The sequence below is a fragment of the Patescibacteria group bacterium genome, from assembly GCA_041650895.1.
Taxonomy (GTDB): Bacteria; Patescibacteriota; Patescibacteriia; order 2-01-FULL-39-33; family 2-01-FULL-39-33; genus CAISTG01.
On the sequence record JBAZKF010000001.1, the window covers coordinates 796655 to 815815 of the forward strand.

Annotated in this window: 6 protein-coding genes; all 6 read left to right on the top strand. The window is 43.2% G+C overall.

The features are described from left to right. The first annotated feature begins 51 nt into the window (after positions 1-51). The 6 genes from lepB to WC473_04010 all read left to right on the top strand — a co-directional run bounded on the left by lepB (position 52) and on the right by WC473_04010 (position 19151). Positions 52-645, top strand: a complete 594-nt coding sequence (gene lepB, locus WC473_03985) for a signal peptidase I (protein MFA5124950.1) — start codon at positions 52-54, stop codon at positions 643-645. Positions 646-712: 67 nt separating this feature from the next. Continuing rightward, positions 713-2218 (top strand): histidine--tRNA ligase, encoded by a 1506-nt coding sequence (gene hisS, locus WC473_03990; protein ID MFA5124951.1) that lies wholly within the window; start codon positions 713-715, stop codon positions 2216-2218. A 96-nt stretch (positions 2219-2314) separates the two neighbouring features. After that, positions 2315-2560: a 30S ribosomal protein S21 gene (locus WC473_03995; protein ID MFA5124952.1), complete on the top strand. Its 246-nt coding sequence runs from the start codon at positions 2315-2317 to the stop codon at positions 2558-2560. Positions 2561-2714: 154 nt separating this feature from the next. Then, on the top strand, positions 2715-3170 hold the full coding sequence (locus WC473_04000) for a GatB/YqeY domain-containing protein (protein ID MFA5124953.1): 456 nt from the start codon (positions 2715-2717) through the stop codon (positions 3168-3170). 58 nt (positions 3171-3228) lie between these two features. After that, entirely contained in the window at positions 3229-6549 is a 3321-nt protein-coding gene (locus tag WC473_04005) for a pilin (GenBank protein ID MFA5124954.1), read from the top strand. 20 nt (positions 6550-6569) lie between these two features. Continuing rightward, a complete protein-coding gene (locus WC473_04010; protein ID MFA5124955.1) occupies positions 6570-19151 on the top strand; it encodes a LamG-like jellyroll fold domain-containing protein in 12582 nt (4193 codons plus the stop codon). Positions 19152-19161 lie beyond the last annotated feature (10 nt).

Sequence of the window (19161 nt, forward strand, 5' to 3'; positions counted from 1 at the left end):
ATAGTTGGGGATAACTCAATTGTTTTATCTCTAATTGATTTTTAGTGTTTTATGGATAATTATCAGGTTTCCGACGGTTTTAGTCCTAATCATTCACGGTGGCAGGCCATTTCCGAATTTATTTGGGAAATGGTCAGGGTGGCCATTATTTCTTTGGCTATTATTTTACCAGTCAGGTATTTTCTGATTCAGCCTTTTTATGTCAAGGGTGCATCCATGGAGCCTAATTTTTATGATCATGAGTATTTGATTATTGATGAGATAAGCTATAGATTTAATGAGCCGCAACGTGGCGATATCGTAGTTTTTAAATATCCCAAAGACATCAAACAATATTTTATTAAACGCGTCATTGGCTTACCTGGCGATAAGGTGAAGATTCAAGATAATGCTGTATATGTTAACGGCAACAAACTAGAGGAAACTTATTTATTGACTGGTACGGAAACGGTTTTGCCGGTACGCGGCTATGGCGAAGTGATCCTGGGTGAAGATGAATATTTTCTACTAGGTGATAATCGCGGGCAGTCGTTGGATTCTCGTATTTTTGGATTAGTCAGAAAGGATCTGATTGTCGGGCGGACCTGGATTCGTGGTTGGCCATTCAGTCGTTTTACTATTTTTAGCACGCCGGAATACAAATAGTAACAGATAAGAAGTAAAAGTGAAACTATAAGATTTTTAATGATCAGTAATTGAAAATTTTTAAACTATGCATAGAACTAAAAAAGTAGATAAGGAATTAGCCGATAAACCGAGAAAAAAACGTAGCCGTGAGTTTATCACGGTTACCGGCATGCGTGATGTTTTGCCGCAGGATCACAAATATTGGCAACTGGCGGAGAATGTTGCTGTCAAAATTGCTAATGATTACGGTTATGGCATGATTGAGACGCCGATTTTGGAATATACCGATGTTTTCGCTAGGGGTATCGGTAAGCAAACTGACATTGTAGAGAAGGAGATGTTTTCTTTTATTGATCAGGGCGGGGATAATCTGGTGTTGCGCCCCGAAGGCACGGCCAGCGTTGCTCGTGCTTTTATTCAACATGGCCTATTGAATCAACCTCAGCCCGTGAAGTTTTTTTATTACGGCCCGATGTTTCGTCACGAAAAGCCTCAATCCGGACGTTTCCGTCAATTTTATCAAGCCGGTTACGAAGCGATTGGTGAAGACGGTCCAGCCTTAGATTCTCAGTTGATTTTGATGGGTTATAATTTACTTAATGATTTGGGCATTGAGGCTGTTATTCAGGTTAATTCCATTGGTTGTCCAGATTGTCGTGAAGAATATAAGAAGGCCTTGGTGAAATATTATCGCCAACATGCTAAGGATTTGTGCGAGAATTGCGAATCGCGTTTAGTTAAAAACCCCTTGCGCTTGCTTGACTGCAAAGAGCCGGGTTGCCAAGAGCTTAAGGCTGACGTGCCTCAAATATTGGATTATCTGGACGATGGATGCAAGAAGCATTTTATGAAGGTTTTGGAATATTTGGATGAACTCGATTTGCCTTATACCCTTAATCCCTGGATCGTGCGCGGTTTGGATTATTATAATCGGACGATTTTTGAATATTGGTCAGTTGATGATCCTGAAGGTAAGAACGCTTTGGGTGGCGGCGGGCGTTATGATGGCTTAGTGGAATTGATGGGCGGACGAGAAAACACCCCGGCTTGCGGTTTATCGATCGGCATGGATCGCGTGATAGCAAAATTGCGCGAGAAGAATCTAGATGTGGCCGAATCTTACCAGCCCGATGTGTTTATTGCCCAATTAGGAGAAAATGCCAAGAAAAAAGCTATTGTTTTGTATGAATCTTTACGCCATAAATTTAAACTGTCCCAGGCTTTCTATAAAGACGGCTTAAAAGCTCAACTTGAACAAGCCGGCAGATTGAAAATCAAGTATTGCTTGATTTTAGGGCAGAAAGAAGTTAGTGACGGCACGATTATGTTTCGCGATATGAATGGCGGTGTGCAAGAGATTGTTGATTTTAATAAAATCGAAACTGAATTGACTAAGCGATTGGAGAAATATAGTGGTGATGAAGGAGTAGCAGTAATTGATACAGAAGAGACCAAGGCCGCCCTATCTCATAAGCGTTTCAAACATGATTATGGCGAAAGAGAAGCGGAAAATGATTTAAACGCGATGGATGAACCGGCCGAAGCCGCTGTTGAAGAGAGTACGGCAGACTCAAGCGGGGAGGATTACTAGGATAAGCTAAAATTGAAAAGCATTAAATGAAAATTTTCATTTTGAGCTTTCAACTTTTATATAATAATTAACCAAAAGAAAGAGAGGTGAAAAATTGTGGCAGAAGTAAAAAGAAAGAAGGGCGAGAGTTTTGAGGCGTTAGTGCGCCGATTTTCCAAAAAAGTTCAGCAGAGCGGCCGGATTTTGCAAGCCAAAAAAATTCGTTTTCATAAACCGAAAAAGAATAAAACCGCCGTCAGATCAGCCGCTGCCCGCCGAGAAGAGATTACCGTCAAGCGCGAATATTTGAAAAAAATAGGCAAGCTGGTGGAAGAACCGACTCGTGGCGGATATAAGAGATAATTGTTTAAGGCCTTTAGGCCGCTTTCCAAGCTGTTTGATCAGGTTGGAAAGAGCGTGAAGGAACTTATTTATAAGTTAAAATCCACAAAGTCCCAAACTGATAATTTCTAAATTTATAGGTTTTAAACTTTATAGATCTCAGGACTAAAATTATATGTTAGATCAACAAATCAGCGAGGCGTTTATGACTGCCTACAAAGCTAAGGATGAAGCCGTTGTCTCCACTTTACGTTTGCTTAAATCCGCTATTGCCAATAAAAAAATAGAAAAACTGATGCCTAAGGAAGAATTACTTCCTGATGAAGATGTTCTGGCGGTTTTAAAATCGGAAGTTAAAAAGCGCCTGGATTCCATTGTTTCTTATAAACAAGCGAATCGTGAGGAGTTGGCCGCCAAAGAACAGGTAGAGATTGATTTAATAGCGAAATTTCTGCCGGAACAAATGTCAGAGGAAAAAGTCAGAGAATTGGCGGTTAAGATTGTAACTGAGCAAGGCCATCCAGGCATGGCCGGTTTTGGCAAGGTTATGGGATTGGTCATGGCCGCTACTAAAGGCGCCGCTGACGGTACCGTAGTTAGTAAAATTGTTAAGGAAGAGTTAGGTAAATAGTTTGATCATTTTGGAAGGTGATAAATAATCGGACTTGATCCGAGTATAAATAGTAACTATGTCAAAAGCTTTTGTCCCCATGCAAAAGTTCTCTCGATCAAATTCCGCCTGGGGCGGAAATTTAAAGTCGTTTTTGATCGTGACCGGAAACACCAAACGAGCGTTGGCGCTGATTTTGGTGTTTTTTATTTCTTTTTTCGGTTTTGTTTTCGCCAGCTCAGTCTTAGCGCAAGATGCTAATCTGCAAGCCGTTGGCCAAGCTGCCGGAATCGCTACCGAAACTTCACTCGCCACTTATATTGGTCGGGTTCTACAAGTCATTTTCGGATTATTAGGCGTGATCGTGTTGTTGCTTATTATTTATGGTGGCTTCATCTGGATGACTGCCGGCGGTGATCCGGATAAGGTCAATAAAGCCAAGAAAATTATTTATAATGCCATTATCGGCTTAATAATAATTTTCGCTGCTTTTGCCATCACCACTTGGTTGATGGGGTTATTTGGTCCAAGAGGCGGCGGTGCGGGTGGTGGCGGAGGCATACCCGGTGGACCGGATGATTGGGGTCGTGGCGGTGTTGGCAATGGGCCGATTGAAAGCGTCTATCCTGCGGCCAATCAAACGAATGTGCCGATTAACACCAGAGTGGTTGTAACCTTTAAATCAAATATTAAATCCGACAGTATTTGCGTTCCTAATGCCGAGGGTTATTGTTCTAATAGTGCCAGTAAAAATATTGAAATTTGTGAGGCCGATACAACGGCTATCCCGCGCAAATGCTTGGAAACCGGTGATTTTACCGCTCAAGCTTTTGATGGCGCCAATACAATTGTCACACAAACGCCGAATAATGCTAAAACCTTTGTCTTTATGACCACCGGATCCTTCTTGGGAAAGGAAGATAATACCAACCGGGAATTCATGGTAACTCTAAAGAACGGCATTATTGCTTCTTCCACCGGCGAATCTATTTTCAAGCTATGGAAAATGGATTATTACAGTTGGTCATTCAAGACTAACGGTAAATTGGACTTAGACCCGCCGCAAATAGTAAAATACGAGATTTATCCTTATCCGGATACTGATAAGGATTTGTATTCGGTTTCTTCTCAGTCCACCTTAGGCAGGTCTACCACTACTATCTTGTCTCTGGCCGGATTGAAGGCGGAAAAACCAATCAGATTGCAGGGTGAATATTTTCTAGGTCGGCCGCTAAAAAAGGAGTTGACTAACACTAGTGGTAATGCCCCTTCCGGGTTTAAGGCTTACGTCAGTACGCAAAGCGGTTTTGATCTTGGTGCGGGGACTGCCTCTTTTACCGTTTCCAGTGACGGCAGGACGGCTACTTTCTCCTCTGATTCTCCGGCCCCGCTTATCAGCAAGGCTTTTACCATAGTTAATGGCGTAAGTTTTGATTTGGGTAATGGCCTGACTATTGCTGCTGAAGGTGGAACTTTTTCCCAGGGCAGTCGATGGATGTTCACCGCTGAAACGGCTGTTGCCGGCGATACCTATGCTATTAATAATGGCAGTAATAAAATTAACTTCATTTTTTCTTCCGATGCTTACAGTAATGGCGCAAATATTTCTAAGACTCAGGTTGGAGCCGATGGCCAACCAGTGACTGTTAATTATGTCGCCGCAGTCAAGGCAAATAATATTGGTGATACGTTGGAAAATTTACGGAGTGCGATTGCTGGTTCTGAAGCCAAAAATTCAGTTAATGCTTTCATTGCGCCGATTGGTTTACTTAGATATTTGATTATTGAGCCTAAAGGGTCCGGGGCTAATGCCTTAAGCATTGAAAAATCTGCGGCTAATGACACGATGACTGTCAGCGGTGATTTGTCCGGAAAAGACAAAGCGCAGCTTAAGACTCCGCAAGGCGCGGCGCCCGATCCTTATAATAATTCCATTTTTTTTGTGACTTTCAATAAAGCGATTAACCCGCTGAATTTGTCCGATACTATCAGGGTTCAAAATCAAGTCGGTACCGTTTGGACTGATATTGCCGCAGAGAGAATCAAATATGAAATCTCCAACCAATACAGAACAGTGCAGATGACTGGCATTTATGCTTGCGGTAAGAATGCCTGTGGCAAAGAAAGGTATTGCTGGATTGACCCGTCGGCTGGAATTGCCGCTAAATCAGAGCCATTTAGAGTGGCTGTTTCCGCGGCTGTTTTGCAGTCTTGTAAAGGCAAAAGTATAGATGATGTTGATAATGCTTGGTGTAAACGCTGGGGAGGGCAATGCGAGGGTGATGCTTATGATCGTTGCCGGAAGAATGATATTTATTATCCGCAAGCCGCCTTAGAAAGTACTACCGGTATTACGGATATGGCCGGTAACTCCTTAAATGGCAATTATACCAGTGCCGTTGATGATAAAGGTAAGGTAGTTGGTGCAGCTGATGGCCGTACAGGTCAAGCTACTGCCGGTACGTTTTACGGTTATTCCGGTAAAGCCAACCCCTACTTAGTCAACGATACTTTTATGGTTGAAAATGGCGTTGAGAAGCCGACTTATGATGCTAACCCCGCCAAAGGCGATGATTTTTCTTGGTCATTTTTTATCTCAACTGTTATTGATGATAAGTCACCATTATTATTTTCAATTCAACCAAAGGGTGACCAGCGTTGGGGGCAGGATATTAGTGAAACTTTCGGTGATCCGATTATTTTTGCCTTTGATCGTTTAATGAATCCTGCAACCCTGAAACCAGGATTTGGTTACGGCGAAGGATTGGCTGATAGAGATTTTTATATTCGTTTTCTAATGTTGAATACGGTAACGCAGAATGCTAATCCTGTCGGTTATTGGGGCAGTGTAAAAAATTTGGACGAAGGCGATGTTTATGGCCAGGGTTCGGGCGATGGCTTGATTGATTACAGTGCAGCTTTACTTGATCATAACCCCTACGATCAGGCGGTAACTTATGCGCCCGGAGCCGGTTCTGGTCTGGAGTCAATTACACAGAATTGTTATTTGCCCGGCGCCGGACCGCGGAACGCGGCCGCTGATTCTTCAGTGTTGCCCTCGGGTTGGGGTTATCAGGCCAATATCGAGTTCAATAAATGCCGTTATAAAATAGATGATGAATATAATACTGTAGGTTGTGTTACTGATTTAGATTTGACCATGCCGTCTCCCGTTAATAAAGTCAACCCAGTTTCTTTTGGTTATATGAACTGCAAGGATATTGTCAGCGCTAAGCCGAATTGTACTAAAACTTGTATGGAACCAATTGCCACCTCCGCCGATGCAACTCAATTCAAATATGGCAGTTGGGTGATAACTAAGGATTTCCCTACCGCCGACGCTAGTGGAGTTACTCGGTGTTGTTTGGGAAAATGCTGCGATGGCGCCAGTTGTAATTAAAATTAAGTTAATAGGCGATCATGCCTTTAAAACGTAAAGTACAACTTAAGATTGTTTTGTCTCTGCTAACTCTAGCAGTGGTTTTTGCCGTTGGTAATTTTGCATTGGCGCAAGCGCCTTCTGCTCCGACACTGGAAAGCTTGTCAGGAGTTTTTGGCACAGCCAGTTTGGGTGTAATTATTGGGCGGATTTTACAGGTACTTTTTGGCTTGCTTGGGGTCGTTGTAGTGTTATTGATTATTTATGGCGGATTTATTTGGATGACCGCCGGCGGTGATCCCGATAAAGTTAACAAAGCCAAAAAAACCATTTATAACGCCATTATCGGATTAGTGATTATTTTTTCCGCTTTTGCCATTACCTCTTTCTTGATGTATTGGTTTAATCCGCAAAGCCAAGCGTGTAATCCCGACGATATCAGGTCTTGCAGTAGTGGCGGTTGTAGTGGTCAGCAAATTTGCGGTGATGATAGAATCTGGGGCAGTTGCGCCCAGACTGATCCAAATTGCGTGCCGAATTGTATCGGTGTTGATTGCTTGTTTGATGCTACTAAGAAAAGAGCAACTATCTGCGAGTTTTCTGATCCCGCTTTTCCCAATTGGCTGCCACAACGGCGCAGCCGTGAATGCTCAATTGGTTTTTTCGGCAGTGTGCAGGTTCCTAAAAGTCCGACCCTGCAGGTGAGAGTTTATTCGTATAATTCCGAAGATACGATCAGTGACTTATCGTTGTTTGATTTAAAAAATTCTACTGAAACGCAAATTGGCGCGGTTAATGTCTCCTCGCAGACAGTCACCATAAACGGCCAGCAGTATAATGCCGCCTCCACTACCTTCCCCTGGGATACTTTCTCGGTTGAATATAGAGATTTAACTTCCACAACTTTAAGGTCTTTTGCCAACAGTAAGTCATACTATTCCAATAAAGTTCAAATAAAATTTTCTCCCGACCATTGCTTTAACGGTAAAAAGGATGCCGATGAGCAAGGTATTGATTGCGGTGGCGGTTGCACTCAGAATTGTCCGGATTTTCCCTGTACTCGCCCTGAAAATTTAGTATGTGATGATGTTAACTGCACTAATTATTGCGGTGCTAACTGCTATTGTGTCGGAAATCCGACGATTAGTTGGGTGGATCCTTCTTTTGATATTAATAGTGACAGCGATCTGAGCAGTATCAGTACCTTGGATGATGATATTGGCTATGGCGCTAGTGGCAACTATTTAACCATTTATGGTCGCGGTTTTGGCCAGATCGTCGGTGAAGTAAGATTTGTCGCCAAAGGAGATGGTGTTGTAATTTTAGCCAGGCTGGCCGATTGCGTCACGGCGTGGCAAGACAATAAAATCATTATTGAGGTGCCGGCAGGGTTGAATTCAGTTAATGATCTACCGGCTAATTATGATATTGAGGTAATCAATAAAACTAAACCGCAAATGCCACTGACGAGCAATACTTGGTCGTTTTTAGCAAATAATATCAAGTTACCTGGCTTATGTTTGATCGATCCGACTAGCGGGATTTTTCCGACAGCCGTCGACTTGAATGGCCGCGGCTTTACTGCCGACGGCGCGAGTAAGGTGATTTGGTATATTAGAAATGTTGGTGTTAATTTTGGTAATCTAATTGGTATAACTTCCACCGCCGCCACTTCTTGGACTAGTACCGCAGTCAAAGACATAGTGCCGGAAAATAAACGTGGCAGTTCAGCAGTAAAAGTTTATAATAAGGGTTATAGCAATTCGGTCTTATTTAATATTGGCAACGGCTCGGAGGGCGATCCGTGTGGCGAAAATATCGGTAGTGATCCGGCGGTATGTTTGGCTTCAAGTGAAGATTGTAAGAATAATTTATCTTGTCAGGGTTGCAGTAATAGAGTGGAAGATATTGGTAAATGGTTTTATCGCGCTGACTGTGATATGGGTAAGAACTGCACTTGCCAGAAGTCAGTTGGTCAAGAGTGTGTTTATAATTCTGATCCGGAGCAAAATGCTATTACTGGTTGCGACCTGGGAGGATGCCTGGGAAAAAGAACTTGCCGAGCGGATAATACGTGGGGTACTTGTGTTAAGGAAGATCCTAATTGCGTTTCTTATTTAGGGGTCACACCGGCTTCGTTGGGTCTGTATTCTTGGTCGTTTTTGGCTTCGCTTGCTCCACAATCCGGCCGTCGTTGTTTGTCTGATTTATGGCACGACGGTACCTGTGATCCGCAAAATTGTGGCAGTAATTTGGGTTGCGATACTACAAAGTCTGATGAGGAATGGGTGGAAATTTATAATCCTACTGCTTCCGATATCAGTTTGGATAATTGGCGTATCGTCTATTCCGGCAAGCAAGAGAGTGTTGACGATTTATTAAACGACGGCAGTGCCGTAACTTACTATATACCGAGAGGCGTTACTTTGAAAGTTGGAGATTATTTTGTTGTTAGTACTTCAACTCTCAGCCCTAGCAACAATTTTAAACTCAATAAGAATCAAGGTACTATTGCTTTTGTCAAGGATCAGGAAGATGAGGTTGCTGATGTGGTTGTTTATGGTTCTTCTACAGTAGCTTTTTCACCCGGTTCTTGGGGCAGGAAGGTTGACGGTTTAGATACTGGTTCAGTCAGTGATTTTATTTATTTTTCTAATTCTTCAGCTGGCCAAGAAAATGCGGTTGGTAAATCGTCTTCTACTGATCACTTAGTTATTAATGAGATTTCTCTTGCTCATGACGCTTGCACTTGCGTGCCAAAAACCCAGCTGTGCACACCCAACCAAGTGGATTTGAAGAGTTGTCCGGTTTTGGGTAATTGCAAGCAGCAGCGTGTTTGCCAGACCAGTGGCCATTGGGGTGGTTGCGAACCATTGCCTAACCAAGTTTGTTATCCGACGGGACAACAGGCTTCTTTGTCGTTATATTCTTGGACGTTTTTAGCGACTCACGAGTTGGGTCCCAAAAAGTTTTATGTTGTAGTAGATTGTTCTCGCAATCAGAGCTGTAAAGATGAGGACAATCTGCCTTCACCGACCCCTTCGGACAAATGGACGATAGTTATTCCCGGAGTAACTAACTCAGACGCCTGTTTAAACGCCGCAATTTCAGCTAGGTTCAATCGACCAATGGATAAAAGGTCATTAACTGAAATAGATTCAGTGGCGCCGGGTTGGAAAAATTTGAAGATTTATAAAAAAGATAGTGCCGGAGATTGGCAGTCGGTAGTGCCCAATGGTTCTTTTGGTTCTTATGCCAGTCGCGATTTTGGCAGTCCTGATTTGTTTGATTATTTTGAATTCATGCCTCAAAGCTTGGAGCCTGATGCCGATTATAAAATAATGCTTACTAACGGGGTTGTCAGTTATGAAGGATTTCCTCTATATATAGATAATCAGGCGTTGCAGTCATCAGGTTGCGATGATCCGGTAAGATTTCCCAATGCTGCTTTCTGTTGGAACTTCCATACTCGCAGTCAAAGTGATAATGATAAATATTGTCGCGTTGGTTGTGTGCACTGCTCGCCGCAGAATTTTGTTAATCGTTATTATGGCCAAGAGCGGCCACATAAATCCGATATTGTTAGCGAGGATAATGTTTGTATCATACTCAATGCCGACACCTATAATTGGAGCTGGCAGGAAGAGGAGCAGACTAATGATGCTTGGAGTAGGGGGACGATTAATTATTCCATCGTTAATGATTTTGTCAGATCAAAAGCCACCTCTACGGCGCAAAAAGAAACTGATTGGCGGACTTATCAGGATGCCCTATTTACTTCTTCCGATAAGAGTTATTTTAGGATTGCCAGTATAGAGTTGACCACCAGCAATCAAGGCTCTTGCCCGGGTCATAATAATTTTACCGATCCGATCGTTGTAGAGAATCCTATTTGTAGCGTGGGTGATAATGGCCTGGTTGGAAAGTTACAAAGCCCCTCGCCGTTTAGGGGTACCACCACCCCGGCTTGCATTAATGCTTCATTGATGGCGTTATTTAGCCGTAACATGGTAAACGCTACCTTAGACAAGTCACGTATCAAAGTGCAAAAATGCACCGGAACAGATGCCGCCGGCAATGTGTTGTCCACTAACCTAAACGCCTGCGCCGATGTTGATTTTAGTAAATGGCAATTGGACATGTTTAATTATAGCCATAATGATTTGTCTTGGCAGGAGACTTTCAGCGCATCAGCCGAAGAATACGATTCTCTCGCAGCCGAAGGCATTCGCTTGAGTCCATTTAATGCTAACGGGCCCACCCGGCTTGATCCCAATACTTTTTATCGTGTTATAATTTTAGGTGGTGATAATGGTGTCAGGGGAGCTAAAAGCCAACAGGGCACTAATGAAATAAAAGAAGGCATTTTGCAAACGCCGTCCTTGGGTGATAATTATTTTAGCGACGGGCAAAATGATTATTTTTGGTATTTTTTGACGGGCGCGGTTGATTGTCCGATTGATTTTGTCGGTGTTTTGCCCCAGAGAAAACTAATGAGGTACGCCGATGAGAGTCAGATTTATATTGCTGATCCGCAGCATAACTGTCAGCACTTGAATCCTTACTTGTATGCCTGGCAATGGAGTTCACTGCTCAATTTGAGTGATGAGAATACGACTTGCAATGCCACTACCGGTAATACGGTGGCGCAGATTTGTCCTTCCACCAGTGTCAGCGCTTGCGCTACGTACGCCGGTACTGCTCCAACAGTGAAAGTATTTGGAAAAAGCGAGGGTTTTGTTAATGTCAAAGTCAGGGCCGTGGGATCGGCTCCAGCCGGAGGAACTTGTTCTTCCGATAAATGGGGTCGAGGCGAACTACAAATCGGTTATGGCGGATTTAAAGTAGTTAATCCGACTAATGATGCTTGTTTGAATACCGAGATTAGGTTTAAATTTACTACTGATGCCATCAGTGCCAGCTTAAGAGGGAATGATAATATACTTCTGTATAAATGTGCTGTCGGCGATGCGGCCTGCGCTATCAGCGACGCTTATCAACCTATTAGTTTACTTTATCCCATTTCGACTGAACAACAGTTCACTAATGAAGTCGTATTGCAAGCCAATGATCTGTTAACCGCGGCCACTCCTTATCGTGTCGTGGTTCGGGGCGGGCCACAGGGGCCGGTATCTTTTGCCAACTCCCAATTAGGTGGCCTGAATTACGCCACTAGTCAAGGTAAGGGTAGCGAGCAATGCGATCCTACAGTTTATCCTTTCCGTTTAGGTGATCCTTATAACGGTCTTTGCGATGCTACTACCTGTTTAATCAAAAAAGGTGAAAATTTGTGCGATACGTCTTTGGCCGAGTGTTCGGCTCAAGATGCGGCTTTAGTCGCTTATTATAAATTTACTGCCGGGAGTAGTTTAAGTGACAGCTCTGGCCATAATTATGTTTTGCGATCGGCTGGCACTACCGCTGTTTCTTTTGTTGGTAGTCCCTTCGGTCAAGCGCCCAAATTTGTTGGCACGGCTGGGCAGACTGCTTTGGAAGCGGTGAGTTCAGCTGGTTTAATCAGCCAATTGGAAAACAGTAGTCCTTTGACGGTTTCAGCTTGGGTCAGATTGGATAACGGAGTTTTGGGCAGATCTGACACCGATGATTCTCGCGGCTTGGGCGTAATCGCTTCAACTTACAAATATGGCGGCGATATTTCTTCACAGTTCAGGGGTTGGACCTTGGGCGATGACTGGGGTTGTTCCTTGCGTTGGGGATGTCCGGCGCCTGATGAAATATTTTTCCAGATTTTTGATAATAACGGTCAGCGTGCCGTTGTAACTTATCGCGATTTTTTCCGCAATTACGGCAGTAAGTGGACGCTAGTTACGGGTGTCTTTGTCCCGGGAGATAGTGTTAAGTTATATATTAATGGCCAGGAAGCGGGGAGTGTAAAAACTTCAATTTCTGCCGTCGCTTACGATTCTGCTACGCCATTAAGAATCGGCCAGCGCGCTGATTATTTGGACCAGGGACAATGGGATGGTTTGGTTGATGAGTTAAAAGTTTATAATCGTGTTTTATCGGCGGAGGAAATCAACAAACTGTATTCGTCCGGCGATTATTGCGATCAACTTTGCCGCGCTAAAGGTAATTCCAATTTAGCATCTTGTGGCAATAAATCAGTTGAGCCGGGCGAAGATTGCGATGATGGTAATATTAAAAATAATGACGGATGTTCCTCAGTCTGTTTGTGGGAAGGCGCCAATGCACGTTGGAATTCCCGCTGTGGCAATGGCCGAATTGAATATGGCGAACAGTGCGATGACGGCAATATTAATTCTGGCGACGGTTGCGATTCCAAATGCTTGTATGAAACTGGTTATGCTGCCGGAACCAGTAAATATAGCGCTCTTAATTGTTCTGATAATAATATTAGTACAACTACAGTGACAGTCAGTGAACGCCCCGTCGTTGCTTCCAAGATTTGTTTTAAGAATTCCGCGGGCTGTACTGAGAATTGTTTGCATACTGGCTCTGCGCCGAACGCACCAGTGTGCGGTAATGGCCAAATAGAAATCGGGGAAGAATGCGATGATGGTTTAGGAAGAAACGGAATCGGTCAGCGTTGCGGTCCTATTTGTTTACTTAACTCGGCCGAAGGAAGCGGTACTTGTCAGAATAATAAATTAGATAGCGCTTCCCTAGACAGTTATTCTTGGACCTTCCAACTAGATCAGAACGTCCAATATTGCGAACCATTTGCTATTGGTTTGAATCCGTGTCCCAACGGTATTTGGCAATTCCATCCGGCTAAGGATGTTAGTGCATTCACTATAACTTTATACAAAGGATATAACGGCAGCGCCAAACCAAGCGTTGACTGTGTTGCCGCTAATAGTTTAGGCTTTTGGCAACGCACTATTAAACAATTAGTGTCGTTTGTTAAACACATGTTTGGTTTGCGTTCAGTTATGGCTGCTGATTATTGGTGCAAGCTTTCAGAAAAGTCCTTTGATTCCATTGACCTACAGCAAATGCGCTGGGGTAATTTTCAGGATAGCGCCAGTTTTACCACCAAGGAGGGAATCACGAATAATCTGGAAATAATCGGTTACTCCGTTGATAATGACAGTTATGAGTTAAATTATATTAACAAGGACAATAATTGGGAAGCTAATACCGAGTATCGCGCTGTGGCTAGTTACGTCAAGTCTAAAGTTAATGCTACTACTTCGGCTACGGTTTTGACTTTTGCCGCCGCTTGCCCGATAAAAAGAGTTACTGCTAATGTTTGGCCGAAAGGCAGTGAAAAATCGGTTGACTCCTTTTTGTGCAATTCTGATTCAGATAATGGCCAACCCGATAATTGCGGCCGTTATTCCGACGATCCTTACGATGATGATATGTCGGCAGCTTGGACCGGCGATCCCAGTCAAAGTGGCTACAATTTAGATGCTAATGGCGCTCCGAGCGCGAGCAACCAAGATTATAAATCAGGCAACCAGCATTTATATCGCGCTTGGGCCAGGGATACCCATGATTATCCCTTACGCGCGACTTTTTATTGGGATTTGGTCAACTTCAATACAGACATGGCTTTTTCCAATATTGATTATACCAGTAATAACAGCTTTGATATCTGGATGACCGCTGGAAAAATAATGGGTAAGAGCGTTTTATCCATCGGCGCAATCGATAGAAGTGCGGCCAATAACCGTAGCGTAGGCGCGGCGACTGGCACTATGTCTATCATGAATGTAGAATGCGGTAATCCTTGGCCGTCACCACAATATTTCCCCTTTGAGGATACTAATGTCAATTGTAAAGATACTGATAGCGGCAGTTGCATTAATACTAATTTCTGGACTTGGTATTGCCGAGACAGGGGAATTATTAATGTTTGCGTGATGGGTGATAATACCGGTAAAGTCTGTCGAACACAAAGCGATTGTTTTGCCAATGGCCAATATGTGGAGGGTAGTTGCCGTTTGTATCAAGACGATGATTTACCGTCGATCGGTGATTTTACCTATGATAGCGCTACTAGTATTATTAAGCCGAAGACGGCAGTGGTGATAGGCAGTCAGGATAATACCTGCGCTAATTTGCCCAATGCTTTTGTACCTAAATTCGGTTATTTCAATAATGAAGATAGTAAACTTTATTTATGGAACAGTAAGGCCGAGGTTTATGCCAGAGAAAGCATTACCGGCGGAGAGAGTTGGCAAAAGATTGATAAAGCGTCCTGGCAAACGTCCGGTTTGCCTGCTAACTTTAAACCAATCTTGGGCTACTACTATAAAGATAGTAATAGTAATTGTACTGCAGAGCCAGTCCAATTATGGGATGCCGTTGGAAAATATTTAGTATTAAAGAACGGCCAATGGATAGAAGGCAGTAAATATGTTGGACCAAAAGACAGTCTGCCGGCTAGTTTTCATCCTATTGCCGCTTACACTTATACCTTAACGATAAGTGGCAGCAGAAAGACTTATTTAGAAGTGATGGATGTGAATGGCAGTTATGCCTATTGGCAACAGCCCAACTCATGCAATAATGCTAATGATTTTGCGCGTTGGTCGGAAATAAAGAAAAAAGAGACCCGTGGCTTACCGGCTGATTTCAAGTTAGCGACCGCTTATAGTTCTGGTAATGTTTTGCATATTTGGAGTGTCCGAGGCGATCATTATAGAGCAGATGCCACGGGTAGCGGATTTATCTTTAATAAAGACGACTCAGTCAAACCGGGTTTAATTTCTGATTTTAAACCGGTTATTGCTTATTATGATAACGCTTACGCCGGTCTGAGTAATCCGGCTGAAGTCATTTCGGACGGCCAGTTTTATTATTATAAAACTGGTAGCACCTGGGATCGGTTTACTTTGCAAGAAAAAGATTGCGACTCTAAAGTCAAGGAGTTTCTCTTTACCCGCAGTACTACTGCCTCTGCCGCCGCTGAAGCGCAAATTTATTTGATGGCCAAAGATGCTGATTTTAGCGACGTTAATTCCGTTTGTGGCGCTGATATTAATTGCCAGCCGCAAGTTTGGACCGACGGCAGTACGGTGCAAATGAACGCTAATTACAGCGGTTTGAAATTCAATTTTGATGTTAAATCGAAAGGCAAATATTATGTTTTCATTCAAACCTCTGACAGTGTCAGAGATTTACCCAATATAGTACAAAATGTTGATTTAAAAGTGGATAATAACCCAACTTCAACCAATAGTATTGAAGCCAGCGCTCCCAGTGATCAGCAAACAACTCGTTTTGGCACGACCGCAGGTGATGCCTATGAATTGGAACGCGGTTTCCATAGCGTGTTGGTTCGTTGGACTAATGATACTCCGGCTGGATCAGCTGATGATTCCAACTTCCGTTTGTATAACGTCCGGTTAGTTAAACAGGAATCGGCCGATTTATTGGATGCCATCGGTATTAGGGTGTATGACAATAACAGTCATTATTCCCCGATTCGCTGGTATGCCGATCGTTTTGGCGGCAAAGATGCTAATCCGAAGTCTTTGTTGGTTGACGGTTATCAGGCGATTTCTGACGGCCGAACGGTTTATGTAGCGGCGGCTGATTTGAATGATGGCGCCAATAAGGCTTACAGCAGTGTCTATTTGATGTCTTATAATTTGAATGCCAACCAGTCAACAGTAAATATTTTTAACCAGTTGGTGGGTAATTGGGAATTCAATGTCGGCGATAATACGACAGTAGGACATGAAGGTGGTTTGTATTATAACGATGCGAGCAGTAACTTGCAAAGTTGTGATAACAATCCGTCTGGTTCGGATTATTGCTTGACTGACATTGACTGTTTAAAGCGCGGCCAGAATTATTGTCTGTCACAAAAAGCAAAATTGATTCGTGACACCAATCGCTTAGCCGATGTACAAGAGATAAACGTTAAATTGAAGAGCTACTACGATCAAACTCGTTGCAGTAATGATTCAACCAAAGCATGTAAGACTACGGCCGATTGTTTTGGTAGCGGTGTTTGCGGAAATTATTACCCCAATTTGAAATCAGGCACTTATATTGCGAGTAAATCTTACAGTGCTTGGCCGTCTTGGCAACAAACTTTAGCCGCGGCCTTAGGCGGTAATCTTCCGGTTGATCCGATTAATAAATTTTTCGGCTGTAGTAGCCCCGCTTCCTCAGGAACTTGCTGGAATGAGGATGCCAAGGCTATGACTTGCCCCTCACCTGCTTCCGCAGTCTATTCTTACGCAGTAGCGGATTCCGGCAATTCGATTATTTTATCAGTCAAACAAGAGTTCAGTAATAATCCTAATATTTGGCAGCCATCATGGCGTTTAGTGCCGGGACTGATGTATTACAATAATGCCTCAGGATTAAGGCAGAATCCCTTTGAGTCTTATTTAGTTTCTGGTATGTGCGAGGTATTGCTTCCAACTTGTGGCAACGGTCGAACGGATACAGGAGAGAATTGCTCCAATTGTTATTTAGATAACGCTTGCTCAATTCTTAAGTCCTGCCAGAATCAAGGTGGTAATTGGGGTTGTTATGATATAACCAACTGCGGAAATGGCATTAAGGATCCAGGCGAGGATTGCGATGGCGGGGTTGGTTGCACTAGCTGCCGATGTGATAACGGTTATAATTGTTCCGGTCAAACGCCATTTCCTGTTTGCGGTGATGGCTTAATCAGGGGTGATGAAACTTGCGAATTTGATCCGGCTACAGGTAAGGCGTTTTGCGAAGCGACGGCTGGTTCTGGTTGTTGCTGTCGTTATCCTACCGACCCTGGCTGTAGCGGCTTTTGCCAATGCAAACCTGGTTATAATTGTTCCAGTCAGACAGCGGTGACAAATTGCGGCAATGGCATTAAGGAGCCGGGTGAAAGTTGCGATTGCGGTAACACCGGCTATACGCCTTTGCCGAAGCCGGCGTTTAATATTTTTGAGTGTTTGACAAACAATGGCGATAATAATCAACTCTATTCCAATTCAAGAAAAGGCGACAGCTATCAATCATGTTCAATTGATTGCCAGGCAGTAGCCAGCGTAAAGTTCGCTTATTGCGGTGATGGTATAATTAACGGCAGCGAGCAATGTGATTCTAGCCAATGTTGCGATAGGTCCTGTAATTGGATTATAGAAAATAAACCAGATGATGATCAGCCGGGAATAACCACTAAATGCAATGGTGATATTTCTCAGAATATCGGCGAGTGCGCTATCGGTTACCAGTGGATATCAAGAATTGGTTGCGAACCTCGAGTGGGGCAAATTTGCAATGAAGCGGGCAACTGCCAATGCGATACAGCTAATAATTTTATTGATCAAAACCCCGATCCTAATTTGGCCGTGTGCGTTTGTAAAACCGGTTATGTGTTGCAAGGCAATATTTGCAAAGCCATACCGCTAGGCCAGAAATGCCAAGATTTGGAGAATTCCGTGTCCCTGGGCAATGGTACTTGCACTACTTGTCAAGAATGGTGTAATTTAAGCGAAAACCCTGGCGGTAGTGTTGTTCATCCGAATTATTATTTTTATTTAGAGCATCCTGGGTTTATCTGGCCGGTAAATGTTGACCCCTGCCAACAGAGCATAGTTAAAGGTGATGCTTGTTCCGTCCCGAGTACTTGGTCTTGCGAACGTTCCCTGGCTAATTCTTGTTCAGACTATTCTGCTTGCAAAACAGAAATAAAATACGGTCCCTATTGTGGCAATAATATTTGGGATAGCCAATGGGAGACTAATAAAATTAACGACGAATCGGCCGATCCTACGGTCGATGGCAGTAATACTTATCCTAAGATTTCCAATTTAAGTTTCTGTTCTGATGCGCCAACTGGAAACCTATCTGATCCTAATTCTCCTTTAGATTGGAATTTGCCGGCTCAAACTGTCACTGATAATGTTAATGATTACATATTATGGAAGAGTAATGTTCCGCCCCAAGCCACGCAAAGCAGTTGGGAGGTGCATCTGTTGCCTTATCGTGGTGAATGTGTTTTGGGCAATTCTCTTTCGTTTGATAATGAGTTTTTGGGTTCTGTTACAGAAGAAGGTCCGTATCAAATAAGCGCCAAAGAAAAATATAGCAATAGCACTGAATCTTTACTTTTATTGTTTTTAAAGCCTTCAGGAATAGCTTGTTTTATGGCCAATTGGGATACGGATCGGGATTATAATTGTTGGTGGGGATGCCCGGGTGTACATTATCGAGCGGGTGAAACCATTTATAGTCCTGTAGGACGCAGCGATGGCAACGCCAGTACGTTCACTATGAGTAACTCTTCCGGTTTCGCCTGCACTAATAACGGCGTGGTTACTAGCAATAATCAATTTTTGCTTTATGATAAAGATTGTAAGTTGATTTCCGGCCAAACTCTTTCTAACGGGGCTTATACTAGTAACTTAAAATATCATCAGCCGGTTAAGATTAGATTTTTACGTGCTTATCAAGATGGTCAGAATTATGTTATAGAAGACAAATGGTTGAGTATGGACAACGCGAGCAATCTAGTTACGGGAATGGCTGCTTCCACTGAGGATACCCAGGGATATACCGGCGCCACTTTGTCTTCTTACAGTAGTTTTGCGGCTAAGCCATTAATCAACTGTACTAGCACTTGCAGTTCTATCGCTGGTTCCGCTAATTATTGTTTTGAATTCAGAAATCGCTGGGGTAATATTGAATAATAATACTTTT

What these genes read in the sequence shown, in the direction of transcription:
- WC473_04005 (MFA5124954.1), top strand. Translation starts at nt 3,229, where the DNA reads ATGTCAAAAGCTTTTGTCCCCATGCAAAAGTTCTCTCGATCAAATTCC.
- WC473_04010 (MFA5124955.1), top strand. Translation starts at nt 6,570, where the DNA reads ATGCCTTTAAAACGTAAAGTACAACTTAAGATTGTTTTGTCTCTGCTA.
- lepB (MFA5124950.1), top strand. Translation starts at nt 52, where the DNA reads ATGGATAATTATCAGGTTTCCGACGGTTTTAGTCCTAATCATTCACGG.
- WC473_04000 (MFA5124953.1), top strand. Translation starts at nt 2,715, where the DNA reads ATGTTAGATCAACAAATCAGCGAGGCGTTTATGACTGCCTACAAAGCT.
- hisS (MFA5124951.1), top strand. Translation starts at nt 713, where the DNA reads ATGCATAGAACTAAAAAAGTAGATAAGGAATTAGCCGATAAACCGAGA.